The 13,943-nt window shown below is 64.4% G+C and carries 13 protein-coding genes; 5 read left to right on the top strand and 8 right to left on the bottom strand.

The window, feature by feature from the left end:
- The first annotated feature begins 26 nt into the window (after positions 1-26).
- Positions 27-803 carry a ferredoxin--NADP reductase gene (locus AC3QL2_RS24570; protein WP_481114009.1) on the top strand — a complete coding sequence of 259 codons (777 nt, stop codon included), beginning with the start codon at positions 27-29 and terminating at the stop codon, positions 801-803.
- Positions 804-855: 52 nt separating this feature from the next.
- Here AC3QL2_RS24570 and AC3QL2_RS24575 read toward each other — a convergent pair whose 3' ends face one another.
- Positions 856-1,896: an extracellular catalytic domain type 2 short-chain-length polyhydroxyalkanoate depolymerase gene (locus AC3QL2_RS24575; protein ID WP_493236048.1), complete on the bottom strand. Its 1,041-nt coding sequence runs from the start codon at positions 1,894-1,896 to the stop codon at positions 856-858.
- Between the two features lie 4 nt (positions 1,897-1,900).
- Positions 1,901-2,302 carry an MAPEG family protein gene (locus AC3QL2_RS24580; RefSeq protein ID WP_493236047.1) on the bottom strand — a complete coding sequence of 134 codons (402 nt, stop codon included), beginning with the start codon at positions 2,300-2,302 and terminating at the stop codon, positions 1,901-1,903.
- An 85-nt stretch (positions 2,303-2,387) separates the two neighbouring features.
- Between AC3QL2_RS24580 and AC3QL2_RS24585 the strand changes: the two genes are divergently transcribed.
- Together AC3QL2_RS24585 and ettA are read left to right on the top strand one after the other, a co-directional pair.
- On the top strand, positions 2,388-4,142 hold the full coding sequence (locus AC3QL2_RS24585) for an ABC transporter transmembrane domain-containing protein (RefSeq protein WP_493236046.1): 1,755 nt from the start codon (positions 2,388-2,390) through the stop codon (positions 4,140-4,142).
- A gap of 70 nt (positions 4,143-4,212) precedes the next feature.
- Positions 4,213-5,877: an energy-dependent translational throttle protein EttA gene (gene ettA / locus AC3QL2_RS24590; RefSeq protein WP_493236045.1), complete on the top strand. Its 1,665-nt coding sequence runs from the start codon at positions 4,213-4,215 to the stop codon at positions 5,875-5,877.
- 99 nt (positions 5,878-5,976) lie between these two features.
- Here the strand turns inward: ettA and AC3QL2_RS24595 are convergent, their stop codons facing one another.
- The 6 genes from AC3QL2_RS24595 to AC3QL2_RS24620 all read right to left on the bottom strand — a co-directional run bounded on the left by AC3QL2_RS24595 (position 5,977) and on the right by AC3QL2_RS24620 (position 12,155).
- Positions 5,977-8,106, bottom strand: coding sequence for an MtrB/PioB family decaheme-associated outer membrane protein (locus AC3QL2_RS24595; RefSeq protein ID WP_493236044.1), 2,130 nt, complete (start codon positions 8,104-8,106; stop codon positions 5,977-5,979).
- 15 nt (positions 8,107-8,121) lie between these two features.
- Complete coding sequence (locus AC3QL2_RS24600) at positions 8,122-9,105, bottom strand: DmsE family decaheme c-type cytochrome (protein ID WP_493236043.1); 984 nt, start codon at positions 9,103-9,105, stop codon at positions 8,122-8,124.
- Between the two features lie 79 nt (positions 9,106-9,184).
- The gene (locus AC3QL2_RS24605) at positions 9,185-9,535 is read right to left on the bottom strand and encodes a c-type cytochrome (RefSeq protein WP_493236042.1); all 351 of its coding nucleotides are present in this window, start codon (positions 9,533-9,535) and stop codon (positions 9,185-9,187) included.
- Between the two features lie 47 nt (positions 9,536-9,582).
- Positions 9,583-10,197, bottom strand: a complete 615-nt coding sequence (locus tag AC3QL2_RS24610; protein ID WP_493236041.1) for a cytochrome b/b6 domain-containing protein — start codon at positions 10,195-10,197, stop codon at positions 9,583-9,585.
- Positions 10,190-11,158: a cytochrome c3 family protein gene (locus AC3QL2_RS24615; RefSeq protein ID WP_493236040.1), complete on the bottom strand. Its 969-nt coding sequence runs from the start codon at positions 11,156-11,158 to the stop codon at positions 10,190-10,192. The genes AC3QL2_RS24610 and AC3QL2_RS24615 overlap by 8 nt, the downstream gene beginning before the upstream one ends.
- A gap of 196 nt (positions 11,159-11,354) precedes the next feature.
- On the bottom strand, positions 11,355-12,155 hold the full coding sequence (locus tag AC3QL2_RS24620; protein WP_493236039.1) for an MOSC domain-containing protein: 801 nt from the start codon (positions 12,153-12,155) through the stop codon (positions 11,355-11,357).
- A 189-nt stretch (positions 12,156-12,344) separates the two neighbouring features.
- Between AC3QL2_RS24620 and AC3QL2_RS24625 the strand changes: the two genes are divergently transcribed.
- Together AC3QL2_RS24625 and AC3QL2_RS24630 are read left to right on the top strand one after the other, a co-directional pair.
- Positions 12,345-12,593: a hypothetical protein gene (locus tag AC3QL2_RS24625; protein WP_493236038.1), complete on the top strand. Its 249-nt coding sequence runs from the start codon at positions 12,345-12,347 to the stop codon at positions 12,591-12,593.
- Between the two features lie 71 nt (positions 12,594-12,664).
- Positions 12,665-13,924: a putative Na+/H+ antiporter gene (locus tag AC3QL2_RS24630; protein WP_493236037.1), complete on the top strand. Its 1,260-nt coding sequence runs from the start codon at positions 12,665-12,667 to the stop codon at positions 13,922-13,924.
- Positions 13,925-13,943 lie beyond the last annotated feature (19 nt).

A 13,943-nucleotide genomic window follows, 5' to 3' on the forward strand; every position in this document is an offset into this window, starting at 1 on the left:
CTACCGCAATCCAATCTGTCGCCGCCATGAGCAAACTCAGCACCCAGACCGTCCTCTCCGTCCATCACTGGAACGAATCCCTGTTCAGCTTCAAGGTCACCCGTGACGCAGGCCTGCGCTTCGACAATGGCCAGTTCGTGATGATCGGCCTGGAAGTGGAAGGTCGCCCGCTCACCCGCGCCTACAGCATCGCCAGCCCCAACTACGAGGAGCACCTGGAGTTCTTCAGCATCAAGGTTCCCAACGGCCCGCTGACCTCCCGCCTGCAACACCTCCAGCCGGGCGATCCGATCGTGATCAGCAAGAAGCCCACCGGCACCCTGGTGCTGTCCGACCTGCTGCCCGGCCGCAACCTCTATCTGTTCTCCACCGGCACCGGCCTCGCCCCGTTCATGAGCGTGATCCAGGATCCGGAAACCTACGAGCGCTTCGAAAAGGTCATCCTGCTGCACGGCGTGCGCTATGTGTCCGAGCTGGCTTACAGCGAGTTCATCGAACAGGAACTGCCGCAGAACGAATTCTTCGGCGAGGAAGTGCGCAGCAAGCTGGTGTACTACCCCACCGTGACCCGCGAAGAGTTCCGCAACCAGGGCCGTGTGACCGAAGTGATCACCACCGGCAAGCTCTTTGAAGACACCGGCCTGCCGACCATCGACCCGGCTCAGGACCGCGCCATGATCTGCGGTAGCCCGGCCATGCTCGACGACTGCTGCAAGATGCTCGACGGCCTCGGCTTCAAGATCTCCGAGCACATCGGCGCCCCCGGCGACTACGTGATCGAACGCGCTTTCGTCGAAAAATAATACAAAGCGCCCCCAACCCCAGCAAAGTCCGGCTCCGGCCGGACTTTGTCGTTTACCGCCCCGCCGGCTCCGCCAGGCGGGTGAGCATGCGCCGCACTGCGATCATCTGCGGCCCCTTCTGCGTGGCGTAGTCCGGCGACTCGTAGCCCCACCAGTCCCAGCAGCCCTTCGGGTTGTAGAGCCAGCGCCAGGAACCCGAGGCCAGGCCACTACGCGCCGCCACCTGCGGATACAGCACGATCAGCCGGTTCGCCTCGGCCCACTCGTTGTAGCCCGCCCCGTCGACGAAACGCCGGCCGATCTGGTCTTCACCCTGCAGACAACCGTGGAAGGCCACATGCACCGCACAGCCGCCAGCACGGCAACCGCGCGGCACATAGACATAACCCTGCTCGGCCAACCCCGCATCAACAGCCGGGCCGTCGATGAAGGGACGCTGATCGAAGGCCTGCTGCGCGGCTACATCCGCCCGGACACGCGGCTGCAGCGGCCCCAGCAGGCTGCGCAGCAGTTCGCCAGGCGCATCGAAATCGCCACAACGGTTGATGTAAGGCGGTTCCGACGTCGCACAGGCATTCGGATGGGCGTCGGCGACGGAGATCATCGCGTGTCCCGCGTTCGGCAGGCTCACCACCTGCAGCGCCGAGGCCGGCACCCACTGGCGATAGAAGGCCACCAGCGCATCCACCACCGGACGGGCGACGGTCTGATCGCCGCCACCGCTGAACACCCACACCTTGTCGTCGGCCAGCCCCGCCGGCGGATCGATCAGGCCGCGACGGGCGCGGGCATCGACGTTTGCACGTATTTCGGCTGGCGTCGGCAACCTGGCCCAGGACTGCGGCGACATGCAATTGACGAGGGCACGCCGGATGCTGCCCTCCGCGCAGTCGTACGGCCCCGCCGCCAGGATGCCGGCGCCCTTGACGAGCCGCGACCAAGCCACCTGGAACTGCACCGCCATGTAGCCACCGGATGAAATGCCCGACACCGTGACCGAGTCCGCCTTTGCACCGACGGCGGGCAATGGCGGCGCTGCCATTACCGCAGCCGGCAGTACCAGTCCGTACCAGAAAGCCAATGCAGCGCGCATCGACTCACGCACCGATCAGATGCCGCAACACGCCACCGCCGGCTGCCAGCCCCAGCGCACCGAAGGCCAACGCCCCAATGGTGAAACCGCCGGCCCGCCTCTCCGGCGCCCGCGCATAGCCCACCGCGTACCAGATCCGCCCGACGATCCACACGCCACCGAGTCCTGCCGCCAGCGCGTCGCTCGCATAGGCGGCGCAGATCCACAGGCACGGCAGTGTCATCACCGCCCATTCAAGGGTGTTCATCTGCACGCGGTACAGTCGCTCGAACACCGGGTGGCCGGTCACCGCCGGCGCCTGGATGCCGTACTTGTGGCGCCCCTTGCCGACGGCGAAGCTCGTCCCGAACATCAACAACACAATCAACAGCGTGACACCGGCGGTCAAAGGCGAGGCAGACAACATGGCAGGAACATTTTTCGTGAATGAAGTGCCCTAGCTTACCGGGCAATCACGCCGCCACCTACAATCCCGACGGTTCCTCTTCGCCATGCCCGCTCTCAAGCCCATGCTGCTCCACCCCGCCCGCGCCCTGCTGCAACTGCTTGCCCCTTACCGCTCCCGGATGGTTATCGCCGCCATCGCGCTGGTGGTTGCCGCCGGCGCCATGCTGGCCGTCGGCCAGGGGCTGCGGGCAGTCATCGACAAGGGCTTCATGGCCGGCGACCCGGCCTGGCTGGACCGCGCGCTGGCGTCGATGTTCGGCGTCATCGCGCTGCTCGCCACCGCCACCTACCTGCGTTTCTACAACGTCTCGTGGCTGGGCGAGCGGGTCACCGCCGACCTGCGCCGGCGTGTCTTCGACCACCTGCTGAGCCTGCCGCCGTCGTGGTTCGAGGCCGGCCGCACCGGGGAGGTGATCTCCCGCCTCACGTCCGACACCACCCAGATCGAGAACGTCGTCGGCTCCAGCCTGTCCATCGCGCTGCGCAACGCGCTGCTGCTGATCGGCGGACTGGTCATGCTGTTCACCACCAGCCTCAAGCTCACGCTGCTGACCCTCGCCGGCGTGCCGCTGGTGGTCACGCCGATCATCCTGTTCGGCCGCCGCGTGCGCCGCCTGGCGCGGGAAAGCCAGGACCGCGTCGCCGAGCTCGGCAACCGCATCGACGAGACCATCCACGAGATCCGCATCGTCCAGGCCTACAGCCACGAGGATGCCGACCGGCGCGACTTCGGCCGACTGGTGGAAGCCAGCTTCGGCACCGCCCGCCAGCGCATCGCCAACCGGGCCCGCCTGGTGGCGGCGGTGCTGGTGCTGGTCTTCGGTGCGATCGCCTTCATCCTGTGGATCGGCGGGCATGACGTACTGGCCGGCCGCCTTAGCGCCGGCGAACTGTCGGCCTTCGTGTTCTACGCCGCCATCGTCGCCGGCAGCGTCGGTGCGCTGTCCGAAGTGTGGGGAGATTTGCAGCGGGCCGCCGGCGCCACCGAGAGACTGATGGAAATCCTCTCCTCCACACCGGCCATCCAGGCGCCCAAGGCGCCGCTGGGGCTGCCCAGCCCGGCGGAAGGACGCATCGCGCTGGATGGCGTGCGCTTCCATTACCCCACCCGGCCCGACACACCAGCCCTGGACGACTTCGACCTGCAGGTGCGGCCCGGCGAGACGGTCGCACTGGTCGGCCCGTCCGGCTCCGGCAAGAGCACCGTTTTCCAGCTCTTGCTGCGCTTCTACGATCCGGAACGCGGCCGCGTCCGCATCGACGGCATCGACCTCACAGCCGCCGATCCGCTGGCCCTGCGCCAGCGCATCGCGCTGGTCTCCCAGGAGGCGGTGATCTTCGCTGCCAGCGTCACCGACAACGTACGCTACGCCCGCCCCGACGCCAGCCTGGACAACGTGAAAGCCGCCTGCGTGGCGGCCTTCGCCCACGACTTCATCGCCGAGTTGCCCGAAGGCTACGACACCGACCTCGGCGAGCGCGGCGTGCGCCTGTCCGGTGGGCAGCGCCAGCGCATCGCCATTGCCCGCGCGATCCTGGCCGACCGGCCCATCCTGCTTCTCGACGAAGCCACCTCGGCGCTGGATGCAGAGAGCGAGCGCATGGTCCAGTCGGCCCTCGACGGGCTGATGCGCCAGCGCACGACCATCGTCATCGCCCACCGCCTCGCTACCGTGCAGAAGGCCGACCGCATCGTCGTGATGGACAACGGCCGCATCGTGCAGCAAGGCAGCCACGCCGAACTGATCGCCCAGGACGGCCTCTACGCTCACCTCGCCAAGCTGCAATTCGTCGCCTGAGGGCAGCGCCCCGCGCCTGCATCGGGTAAAGTCTCGCCTTCGATTTTTTGCATCTCCGGAAAGTACCCCGATGGCCCAATACGTCATGTCCATGCTCCGCGTGAGCAAGATCGTCCCGCCCAAGCGTCAGATCATCAAGGACATCTCCCTGTCCTTCTTCCCCGGCGCCAAGATCGGCCTGCTCGGCCTCAACGGCGCCGGCAAGTCCACCGTGCTGAAGATCATGGCCAGCGTCGAGAAGGAATACGACGGCGAGGTCCAGTGGCAGCCCAACATGTCCATCGGCTACCTGCCCCAGGAGCCGCAGCTCGACGCTGACAAGACCGTCCGCGAGGAAGTGGAGTCGGGCCTCGGCGAGGTGATGGAAGCCAAGCAGAAACTCGAGGAGGTGTACGCCGCCTACGCCGAGCCGGACGCCGACTTCGACAAGCTGGCCGAACTGCAGGCCAGGTACGAGAACATCATCGCCACCAGCGGCGCCGATGTGGAAACCCAGCTCGAGATCGCCGCCGACGCCCTGCGCCTGCCGCCCTGGGACGCCAAGGTCGGCCCCCTGTCCGGCGGTGAAAAGCGCCGCGTGGCCCTGTGCAAGCTGCTGCTGTCGCGCCCCGACATGCTGCTGCTGGACGAACCGACCAACCACCTGGACGCGGAATCCGTCGAGTGGCTGGAGCAGTTCCTGGTGCGCTTCCCGGGCACCGTGGTGGCCGTCACCCACGACCGCTACTTCCTCGACAACGCCGCCGAGTGGATCCTCGAACTCGACCGCGGCCAGGGCATCCCCTGGAAGGGCAACTACTCCAGCTGGCTGGAGCAAAAGGAAGCCCGCCTGGAGCAGGAAGCCAAGCAGGAAGGCGCCCGCATGAAGGCGATGAAGCAGGAACTGGAGTGGGTGCGTTCCAACCCCAAGGCGCGCCAGGCCAAGAGCAAGGCCCGTATCGCCCGCTACGAGGAAATGTCCTCGGTCGAATACCAGAAGCGCAACGAGACCCAGGAAATCTTCATTCCGGTCGGCGAGCGCCTCGGCGACAAGGTCATCGAATTCACCGACGTGTCGAAGGGCTTCGGCGACAAGCTGCTGATGGACAAGGTGAACTTCAGCATCCCCGCCGGCGCCATCGTCGGCATCATCGGCCCCAACGGTGCCGGTAAGTCGACCCTGTTCAAGATGATCACCGGTCAAGACAAGCCCGATTCCGGCGACGTGGTGATCGGACCCACGGTCAAGATCGCCTACGTGGACCAGTCCCGCGACTGCCTGGACGGCAGCAAGACGGTCTTCGATGAGCTCGCCGGCGGCGCCGATATCCTGACCATCGGCAAGTTCGAGATGCCCAGCCGGGCCTACATCGGCCGCTTCAACTTCAAGGGCGGCGACCAGCAGAAGCTCGTCGGCAACCTGTCCGGCGGCGAGCGCGGTCGTCTGCACCTGGCCAAGACGCTGATGAGTGGCGGCAACGTGCTGCTCCTCGATGAACCGTCCAACGACCTGGACGTGGAAACCCTGCGGGCCCTGGAAGACGCGCTGCTGGAATTTGCCGGCTGCGCGCTGATCATCTCCCACGACCGCTGGTTCCTCGACCGGATCTGTACCCACATCCTGGCCGCCGAAGGCGATTCCCAATGGACCTTCTTCGCCGGCAACTACCAGGAATACGAGGAAGACAAGCGCAAGCGCCTGGGTGAAGAAGGCGCCAAGCCCAAGCGGATCCGCTACAAGCCGATCAGCCGCTGATAGCGGTACGATCCGTGGGGCGCGGGATTCCGGCCCCACAAAAACAGGAAGCCCCCGGCATTGCGCCGGGGGCTTCTTGCTTGATGCTTCAGGAAACGCTTAGAACGCGTGCAGCAGCGACAAGCCAATGATCTGCGTGACCTGATCCGGCTTCACGAAGACCTTGGTGCCGTCCGCATACACCCACTGCGACCAGGTGTAGTCGTCCATCTTGCGCAGGTCGTAGATGTAATCCAGGCGCACGCGGGTTTGCTTGCTGACCGGATAGGTCGCGTTCAGCTTGAGGGTGTTCTGCGTGTACTTGGTATCCGGCAGCACTCCCATCCCCGAAGCCACCACGCCCGTCGTCGTGCAGGTTGCGTTGGTGCAGGTGGTAGCCGGCAGGTTGCCGATCAACTGCTTGTTGGTGTCCTGGGAGTACAGGAACTGGGCACCCACATCCACCATTTTCACCTTGCCATTCACACCCAGACCGAACTGGTCGGAGTTCTGCTTGAGCGTCGCATCCCATTGAATGAGCGCGCCGGTGCGGAACGTATTGACCGTGCAGTTGCTGTTGTTACCCGTCGTACATGCCGCGCCCTGCATGTTCTGGGACGATTCACCCAGTTGCTTTGAATACCAGGCGTTCAGCTTCCAGATATCGCTGACTGCATAGGTACCATCCAGGGACAGCACCTGCCCCTTGCCCTTGTCGAGGCCGTAGGTACTTTTGCGGTAGTCATCGAAATAGGCTTCATACGCCAACTGCAGGTTCAGGCTCTCGGTCGCGCTCCAGTCGAGCATGCCGCGCACCTTGTCGCGGTTGCGGTCGGCCAGGTACACCGGGTAGATCGGCAACGCGCTGGCGCCGAACCAGTCCGAACCCGTGCGCTCCGAGTGGGCCAGCGACAGCGTGCCATTCACTGTCTCGCTCATGGTCTTGCGCAGGGCCAGGCGGGACGTGGTTTCGGAAACCCGGTGGCGCTCCCACTCGAGGCTGCTCTTGTCGTAATAATCGAAGCCGGCGGTCACGCTGTAGCCACCACCGATCCGGTAATCCGCTTCGAGCTTGCCCCAGTTGGCTACATGGGACTCGGGGTTGTTGTAGTAGTTGGTCGTCACGCCGGCGCTGGTCGTGGTGGCGAACAGGCGGATCGGCGTCTTGTCCTGGCGGTCCTCGTAACGCCAGGACGCCAGCAGCTTGAGGTCCTTGTTGACCCGCGAGGTGATCGACGAGAAGACTTCGGTGGTCCGCACTACGCCCATCAGGTTCTCGCCGATGCCCGGCAGCGTCGCCTGACCGCTCAGGAAAGTGTCGTCCTGGCGGCCTTCGGAGTAGGACACCTTCAGGCTCGCCCGCGTGTCCTTCGTGAAGTTGTAGGCCCCATTCACGTAGAACTGCTGCACCGAGTTGTCCGGCGCCAGCGCGATCGGCGACAGGCCGGTCGCGACCAGCGCCGTGTTGGCGCCCGGCACCACGGTCAGCGAGTTGTACTTTGTGCTCAGGAAGCTGCCGTAATAACCCCCGGTGAGTTGGTACTTTGCGGTGGTGTAATCGACCGTGGCCTCGAACTGCTTGTGGTTCTGGTCGATGGGCTCCGGCGAGAACAGGAAGCCGCTGTACAGGTTGGGCGTTCCGGTACCGGCCACGCCGCGCACGCCATCCATGCGCGTGCCGGTCTTGTCCTCGTTCTTGAACGAGAAGCCCAGCTTGAGGCCTTCGGCGACGAACTTGCTGGCGGTCAGCGTGGTGATGTCGCGCTCGGTCTTGAGGGTGACGTCGTAGGCGTTCGGGTTGTTGGCAGCCCCCGCCGTGCTGGCGATATTGGGCTGCACGATGGTGTTGCGGCCAACGCCCTGCACCGCTGTAGTCACAGCGTAGGGGGCGTAGCGCGGGATCTGGTCATAGCTGAGGCCCAGTGACCAGTCGCCCTGCTTCTCGTAGCGGATGTCCAGTTCCTGGGTACGCAGGCCGAGATTGCGGGCATTGAGCTTGAACCACTTGGCTTCCTCGTCGCGGCGCACCACGTCGATATCCACGTTGCCGTTGAAGCCTTCGTTGTTCACACCGCTGTACTGGCGGTACAGCGGGTTTACCGCACTGTAGTACGGCAGGTTGAGCGCCGCCTCGGTCTTGTTGGGGCTGGTCAGCTCCTCGACTTCATCCGCCCACACGCTGGCGACCGGAAACACCGCCGACAGGGCCATGACGATGGCAGTCTGCCGGAAATTCAGATGCTTGCTCATGATCATCCTCCTCGCTCAGCGGAAGAAGCGGAACGGGCCGCTGGACGTCGCATTGCTGGGGCTGTTGCTGCCATGGATGTTGGTATGGCAGTTCATGCAGCCACGCGCCTGAGCCATGCCCGGGCCGATGTTGGTGCTGACCGCATTGGGCAGGTTGCCGCGGGTCGCCGGGATGTTGCCCGGGTGCGAGGAATCACCATGGCATTGCTGGCACAGGAAGGGCTGGCGCGCCTTGAGCATCGCGTCCGCCGTGGTGCCGTGGGGGTTGTGGCAGTTGCCACAGTCCTCGACGACCGGCTGGTGGTTATGCACGAAGGGGCCGCGCTTCTCGGCGTGGCAGGTGTAGCAGGTGGCGTTGGTGGTGTCCTTCACCAGCATCTTCGGACCAGCCGAGCCATGCGCGTTGTGGCAGTCCGAGCAGGTCATCTTGCCTTCGGGGATCGGGTGGTGCGACGGCTTGTTGGCCTCGGCGCGCTGCTGCTTGTGGCAGGTGTAGCAGACTTCCGCCTGGGTGCGCTTGTCGCGGACCTTGTCCTTGCCCGCATGGACCTGGTGGCAGGAGGTACACGAGACGTCCCGGTTGGCGTGGGCGCTGGTGTTCCAGTTGATGTGCTTGCCGCCCTGGTGGCAGGTCGTACAGGCCTCGCTCTTCTCATCGGCGCTGAGCTTCGACGACTTGCCGAAGCTGCGGTCGACGGCCGGGCGTTCCTTCAGCTTTTCGGGGTTGTTGACGTGCTTGTCGCTGTCGCCGTGGCAGCTAGTGCAAGTCGGCGTGCGGCCGTCAGCCAGGCTGCCATGCTTGGTCTTGCCGATGTGGAGCAGCTTGGGTTCATCGCTCTCGTCGTGGCAGGACGTGCACTTGGCGTCGCCCTTCAGCACAAGATCCTTCGCGGGCGGTTTGCCGCCGCTGGTCGGGGCATCGGCCGCCAGCACGGCGGTGCTGCCCGCCAGTGCCCCAAGCACCATGCATGAGGCGATCAGCTGTCGCAGAAATTTCATGTTGTATCTCCCTGGTACTACCTGGTACTACCTGCGTTGTCCGGGATGCCCTGCAAGTCGGGCATCCCACCCGAACGGCTTACTTGCCGAGGGACAGAATCCAGTCGGTCAGATTCTTGATCTCGGCCTTGTCCTTGGTCTTGAGGATCTTGTGCTCCTCTTCCTTGCCATCATCGAACTTGACCATCTCGCCGGAGGTGAGGTGATGCAGCAGCTTGGCTTCCGCATCCGGCTTGCCCTTGAAGGACTTGGAAATCTCGGTCAGGGACTTGGCTTCCTTCTTCTTGTCCACCGCGTGGCACTTGGTACAGCCTTCCTTCTTGGCCAGGGCCTGGGCAGCGTCGGCGTCGAGGGCGAAGGCTTCGGCGGACAGCATCAGGCCGGATGCGCAAAGGCCGGACAACAGAATGACGGTCAGTTTGGATTTCATGTGCGACTCTCCTGGAGGATGTTTATTGCTTGAGTTAGAACGGGAAATCAGTGCTCGTACCAGCCGCTGATCATCATCTTGAACAGGCTTGAGACCTTGGGGCCCATGGTGCCCAGGTAGATGTGGCTGACGGCGAACAGCACGATCACCGTGGCGCCGAGGTAATGGACCAGCGCGATCGGCAGCAGGCCGTCGAGGCCAAACAGGCGGTCGGGGGCGAACTGCGGGTACAGGAAGATCAGCCCGGTGGCGATGACCACCGGCAGCACCAGGTACATGATCGACCAGTAGGTGACCGCCTGCAGTGCGTTGAAGTTGACCTCCGGCGTCGGCGGGAACGGTTCCCGCTCGCCCTTGAAGATGCCCGAGCCGTAGAACTGCATCTGCTTGAGGCAACGCCCGATGATGCCGGGCGGCTTCGGCACGTACTGCCACCAGTTGCCGGTAACGACGTTGCCGACCACGAACACCACGTACAGCCCGGCCAGGCACACACCGGCCACGTTGTGGATGCGGGCCGCCAGCGAGAACTCCACCAGTGGCAGATCAGGGTTGGAGAAGTGGAGGCTGACGCCGGTCACCGCCAGCACGATGATCGACAGCGCATTGCTCCAGTGCCACAGGCGGATCCACAGGGGCAGCATGAAAACGCGATTAGTCATGGTCTTTGCTCCGGCGCATGCGGGTGGTGATGATGCGGACCAGGCCGTGGCCGATTACGCCGACGACGGTGGCGACGAACAGGCCGATCACGATCCAGTCGATCGACGGGTTGCGGGTCGCACCCACCACGTATGAATTGCTGAGGATCACGCTATTGAGGAAGCCGTACTTGTTCTGCTCTTCCTTGGCCAGGTGACGGTAGAGGCGCGCATTCAGCGACGTGTTGGCGCTATGGCAGGTGGCGCACTTCTTCTCAGCCTTGTCCTTGTTCAGGATCTCGTGGGACAGGGACAGCTTGTCCTCCGTCGGCGTGTGGCATTCGATGCAACGCACGGCTTGCCAGTGCAGGCGGGTATTGGGCAGCCAGCTGTGGATGTCGTCGATGGGCGGACGCTTCTTCTTTTCCGGCGCAATCTTCGCGAAGGCCAGGTCGGAGTCATGGCAGTCCAGGCAGATCTTGTTGTCCTGGGCCACGATCTTGTGCGGGTCGCGCAGTTTGGCGGCCAGCGTCATCACGTGCGGATCGTGGCAGGTCGAACAGGTGAAGGTGTCGCTGAGATGCTCGGCATGCACCGACTTGTCGAACTGGCGCTCGATGCGCATCGCCTTGCGGGCGTGGCAGTCCTGGCATTCGCTCAGGCCTTCCTTGGCCTTGGCGGCGTGGGGATGCTTGTCGTAGCCGTCACCATGGCATTTGGAGCATGCCATTTGCCCGTGATCAGACGCCGTATAGGTATCCACATCAACGAGGTAATTACGCAGCTTCTTGAGATCGAGCCCTTCCTTGGGCGGCTTCTTGAGCCCCGCTTCCGAGTGACAGCTCAGGCACTCGGCATTGGCCGTCTTGATATTGGCCAGTTCTTCCGGCGTTGGGGGGGGATCGTCGGCAAATGCCGTGGCAGTCAGCATGACCAGCAAGGCCAGGGCTCCGCACAGCTTGTTCTTGAAATTGGCAAACACGTGATTTCCTCATAATTCCGACTGCTGAATTATCGGCGTGTGCTGTTTTGTCAGAACATTTCGATACACATGAAATGCACTCCCCTTGATCAATATCAAGGTTTGGCGCGGCTCTGCAGACATTTATGCGACACCGGCATGCTTTCCGGAATAGGTGTTTCCCCACCCCCTTGTCAAGTTTTCTCCATGACATCCGTCACTCGAGAATCTCGACTGGCATGCCGACCTGCAAACCGGCGCAGCCCTCGGCGATCACGTTCTGCCCGAAGATCACCCCGGCCGGCGTCCGCCGATACTGGGCCAACGTACGCAGCGGCTCCTGGTCCAGCCCCTTGCGCCCGGTCTGCGGATCGACGGTAGTGAACACGCAGCGCTCGCAGGGCTTGGCGATGCGGAACACCGCTCCGCCGATGCGCAGGCGCCTCCAGCCGTCCTCCGCGAACGCATCGCAGCCCGTCACCACCAAATTCGGCCGGAAGCGTTCCATCTCCAGCGGACGCCCGACCCGTGCGGACAGATCGTCCAGCGAAGCCTGCGTGGCCAACAGCAACGGAAAGCCGTCAGCAAAGGAAAGCGGCACTTCTGCGTCATTTCTTAAACGCCGGGACGTCTCGGCGCCGATCCACAGGAACTTCAGGCGCGCGCCCACGTAGGCCGAGATCCAGTCGTCGGCCTCGTCAGCACCGTGCCATGCCGAAAACGTGTCACTCCACACCGTCGCCGGATGCGGCTTGGTGAAGGCTGTGTTGGGCACGAACAGCGGCTCGCGCCCGGGCGCCGACAGGCGGACGCCATCCACCGCCGGGACGGCGTCGATCAACACCAGCTCGGGATACTCCCGGCCGGTCATCAAGCGCCCGTTGGGGTCGCCAACCATCCAGTTGCGGTCGAAAGGCAGGCCGATAGGGCTCACTGGGCTGGCCTCGAGGCGCTCGCCGCGCATGGACTTGACTGGGTAACGATAGAGGGCGGACAGGACAAGCTGCTTGTCGGACATGGCGTTTTTTCTCTGTTGGGCTTGGATACCCGGATTGCAGGATCGAAATGGCAGGCCATCGAAGCAGCCTGCCGGCGAATCGCGCCGATTATCCCGGCAGCGCTCCGGCAGCGGCAATCGGACACAGATCGCCCGAGCGCTTTAAAATAGCGGCCCGTAACCGATTGCCGCCCGGCGGCCCAGCCTCCCATGACCTACGAAGAACATCTGGACGAAGTCGCCACCCTCCTCTTCGAGCGCTACAAGCTCACCGAACAGGCCGCCATCCAGCTGGTCATGAAGGCCCAGGCCGCTGGCTACTTCAGCGGCCACGACGACGATCCCTCCATCTGCACCCAGCTTCGCGCCGAGCAGGATGCCAAGCGCGTCTTCAAGGAATACAGCAAGCCGGCCGCCGCCAAGCCCTTCACACCACCCCGCGGCCGCGCACGCCGCTGACGGATGCGGGAACCAAGTGCATGGGCATGGGCTCTGCATGAAAACGACATCCAACACCTTGCCTTGATCCCATGACGCCCAGCGCCATCCAGCTCATCGGTGCGGCCCTCTTCGCGGTCGCCATCCTGCACACCTTCTCCACCCGCTTCTTCGAGCACCTGGCCCATACGCGCCCTGCCCACGCCGGCATCTGGCATCTGCTCGGCGAGGTCGAGGTGGTGTTCGGCTTCTGGGCGATGGTCCTGCTCGTGGCGATGTTCTCCATCGACGGCACCCAGCCGGCCATCGCCTACATCGAATCGCGCAATTTCACAGAGCCGATGTTCGTCTTCGCGATCATGGTCATTGCCGGCACACGCCCGATCCTCCACGCCGCCAGCGGACTCGTCCACCTGACGGCCCGCGCCGTGCCGCTGCCCGGCCCTGCGGCCGGCTACTTCACGGTGCTCGCGCTGGTACCGCTGCTCGGCTCCTTCATCACCGAACCGGCGGCCATGACGCTGGCGGCGCTGATGCTGCGCGACGAATTTTTCAGCCGTGGCCTGTCCACGCGCCTGAAGTACGCGACCCTGGGCGTGCTGTTCGTCAACATCTCCATAGGCGGCACGCTGACCCCCTTCGCCGCACCGCCGGTGCTGATGGTCGCCGGCAAATGGGGCTGGGACACCCATTTCATGCTGAGCCAATTCGGCTGGAAGGCCGCGCTCGCCGTCGGCATCAACGCCCTCGGTGCCACCCTGATCTTCCGCCGGGAACTGGCCGCCCTTCGCCCCGTGACCAGCGATGCCGGCACGCAGAGCGTTCCGATGGCACTGACGCTGGTGCACCTGCTGTTCCTGTGCGGCGTCGTGGTGTCCGCCCACCATCCGGCGATCTTCCTGGGCCTGTTCCTGTTTTTCCTGGGCGTCGCCGATGCCTACGCCCGCCACCAGGACCGCCTGATCCTCCGCGAAGGCCTGCTGGTGGCCTTCTTCCTGGCCGGCCTGGTGGTGCTTGGCGGCCAGCAGCAATGGTGGCTGCAGCCGCTACTGATGAGCATGAGCAGCGACGCGGTCTTTGTCGGCGCGACAGCCCTCACCGCCGTTACCGACAACGCCGCGCTGACCTACCTCGGCTCCCTCGTCGAAGGGCTCAGCGATGCATTCAAGTACGCGCTGGTCAGCGGCGCGGTGACCGGTGGCGGCCTCACCATCATCGCCAACGCCCCCAACCCAGCCGGCAGCGCCATCCTGCGCGGCGGCTTCGACGACGAATCGATCAACGCCGGCGGGCTGTTCGTCGCCGCACTGCTGCCGACGCTGGTGGCCGGCAGCGCCTTCCTGCTGCTCTGACGGCGCAATCCCCGGGCAC

This window comes from Zoogloea sp. GW822-FHT05C07 (assembly GCF_058800215.1).

Bases quoted from the DNA above. Each gene is read 5' to 3' on its own strand.
- AC3QL2_RS24570 (WP_481114009.1), top strand. From the start codon at position 27: ATGAGCAAACTCAGCACCCAGACCGTCCTCTCCGTCCATCACTGGAAC.
- AC3QL2_RS24575 (WP_493236048.1), bottom strand. From the start codon at position 1,896: ATGCGCGCTGCATTGGCTTTCTGGTACGGACTGGTACTGCCGGCTGCG.
- AC3QL2_RS24630 (WP_493236037.1), top strand. From the start codon at position 12,665: ATGACGCCCAGCGCCATCCAGCTCATCGGTGCGGCCCTCTTCGCGGTC.
- ettA (WP_493236045.1), top strand. From the start codon at position 4,213: ATGGCCCAATACGTCATGTCCATGCTCCGCGTGAGCAAGATCGTCCCG.
- AC3QL2_RS24580 (WP_493236047.1), bottom strand. From the start codon at position 2,302: ATGTTGTCTGCCTCGCCTTTGACCGCCGGTGTCACGCTGTTGATTGTG.
- AC3QL2_RS24620 (WP_493236039.1), bottom strand. From the start codon at position 12,155: ATGTCCGACAAGCAGCTTGTCCTGTCCGCCCTCTATCGTTACCCAGTC.
- AC3QL2_RS24610 (WP_493236041.1), bottom strand. From the start codon at position 10,197: ATGACTAATCGCGTTTTCATGCTGCCCCTGTGGATCCGCCTGTGGCAC.
- AC3QL2_RS24600 (WP_493236043.1), bottom strand. From the start codon at position 9,105: ATGAAATTTCTGCGACAGCTGATCGCCTCATGCATGGTGCTTGGGGCA.
- AC3QL2_RS24595 (WP_493236044.1), bottom strand. From the start codon at position 8,106: ATGAGCAAGCATCTGAATTTCCGGCAGACTGCCATCGTCATGGCCCTG.
- AC3QL2_RS24605 (WP_493236042.1), bottom strand. From the start codon at position 9,535: ATGAAATCCAAACTGACCGTCATTCTGTTGTCCGGCCTTTGCGCATCC.
- AC3QL2_RS24625 (WP_493236038.1), top strand. From the start codon at position 12,345: ATGACCTACGAAGAACATCTGGACGAAGTCGCCACCCTCCTCTTCGAG.
- AC3QL2_RS24585 (WP_493236046.1), top strand. From the start codon at position 2,388: ATGCCCGCTCTCAAGCCCATGCTGCTCCACCCCGCCCGCGCCCTGCTG.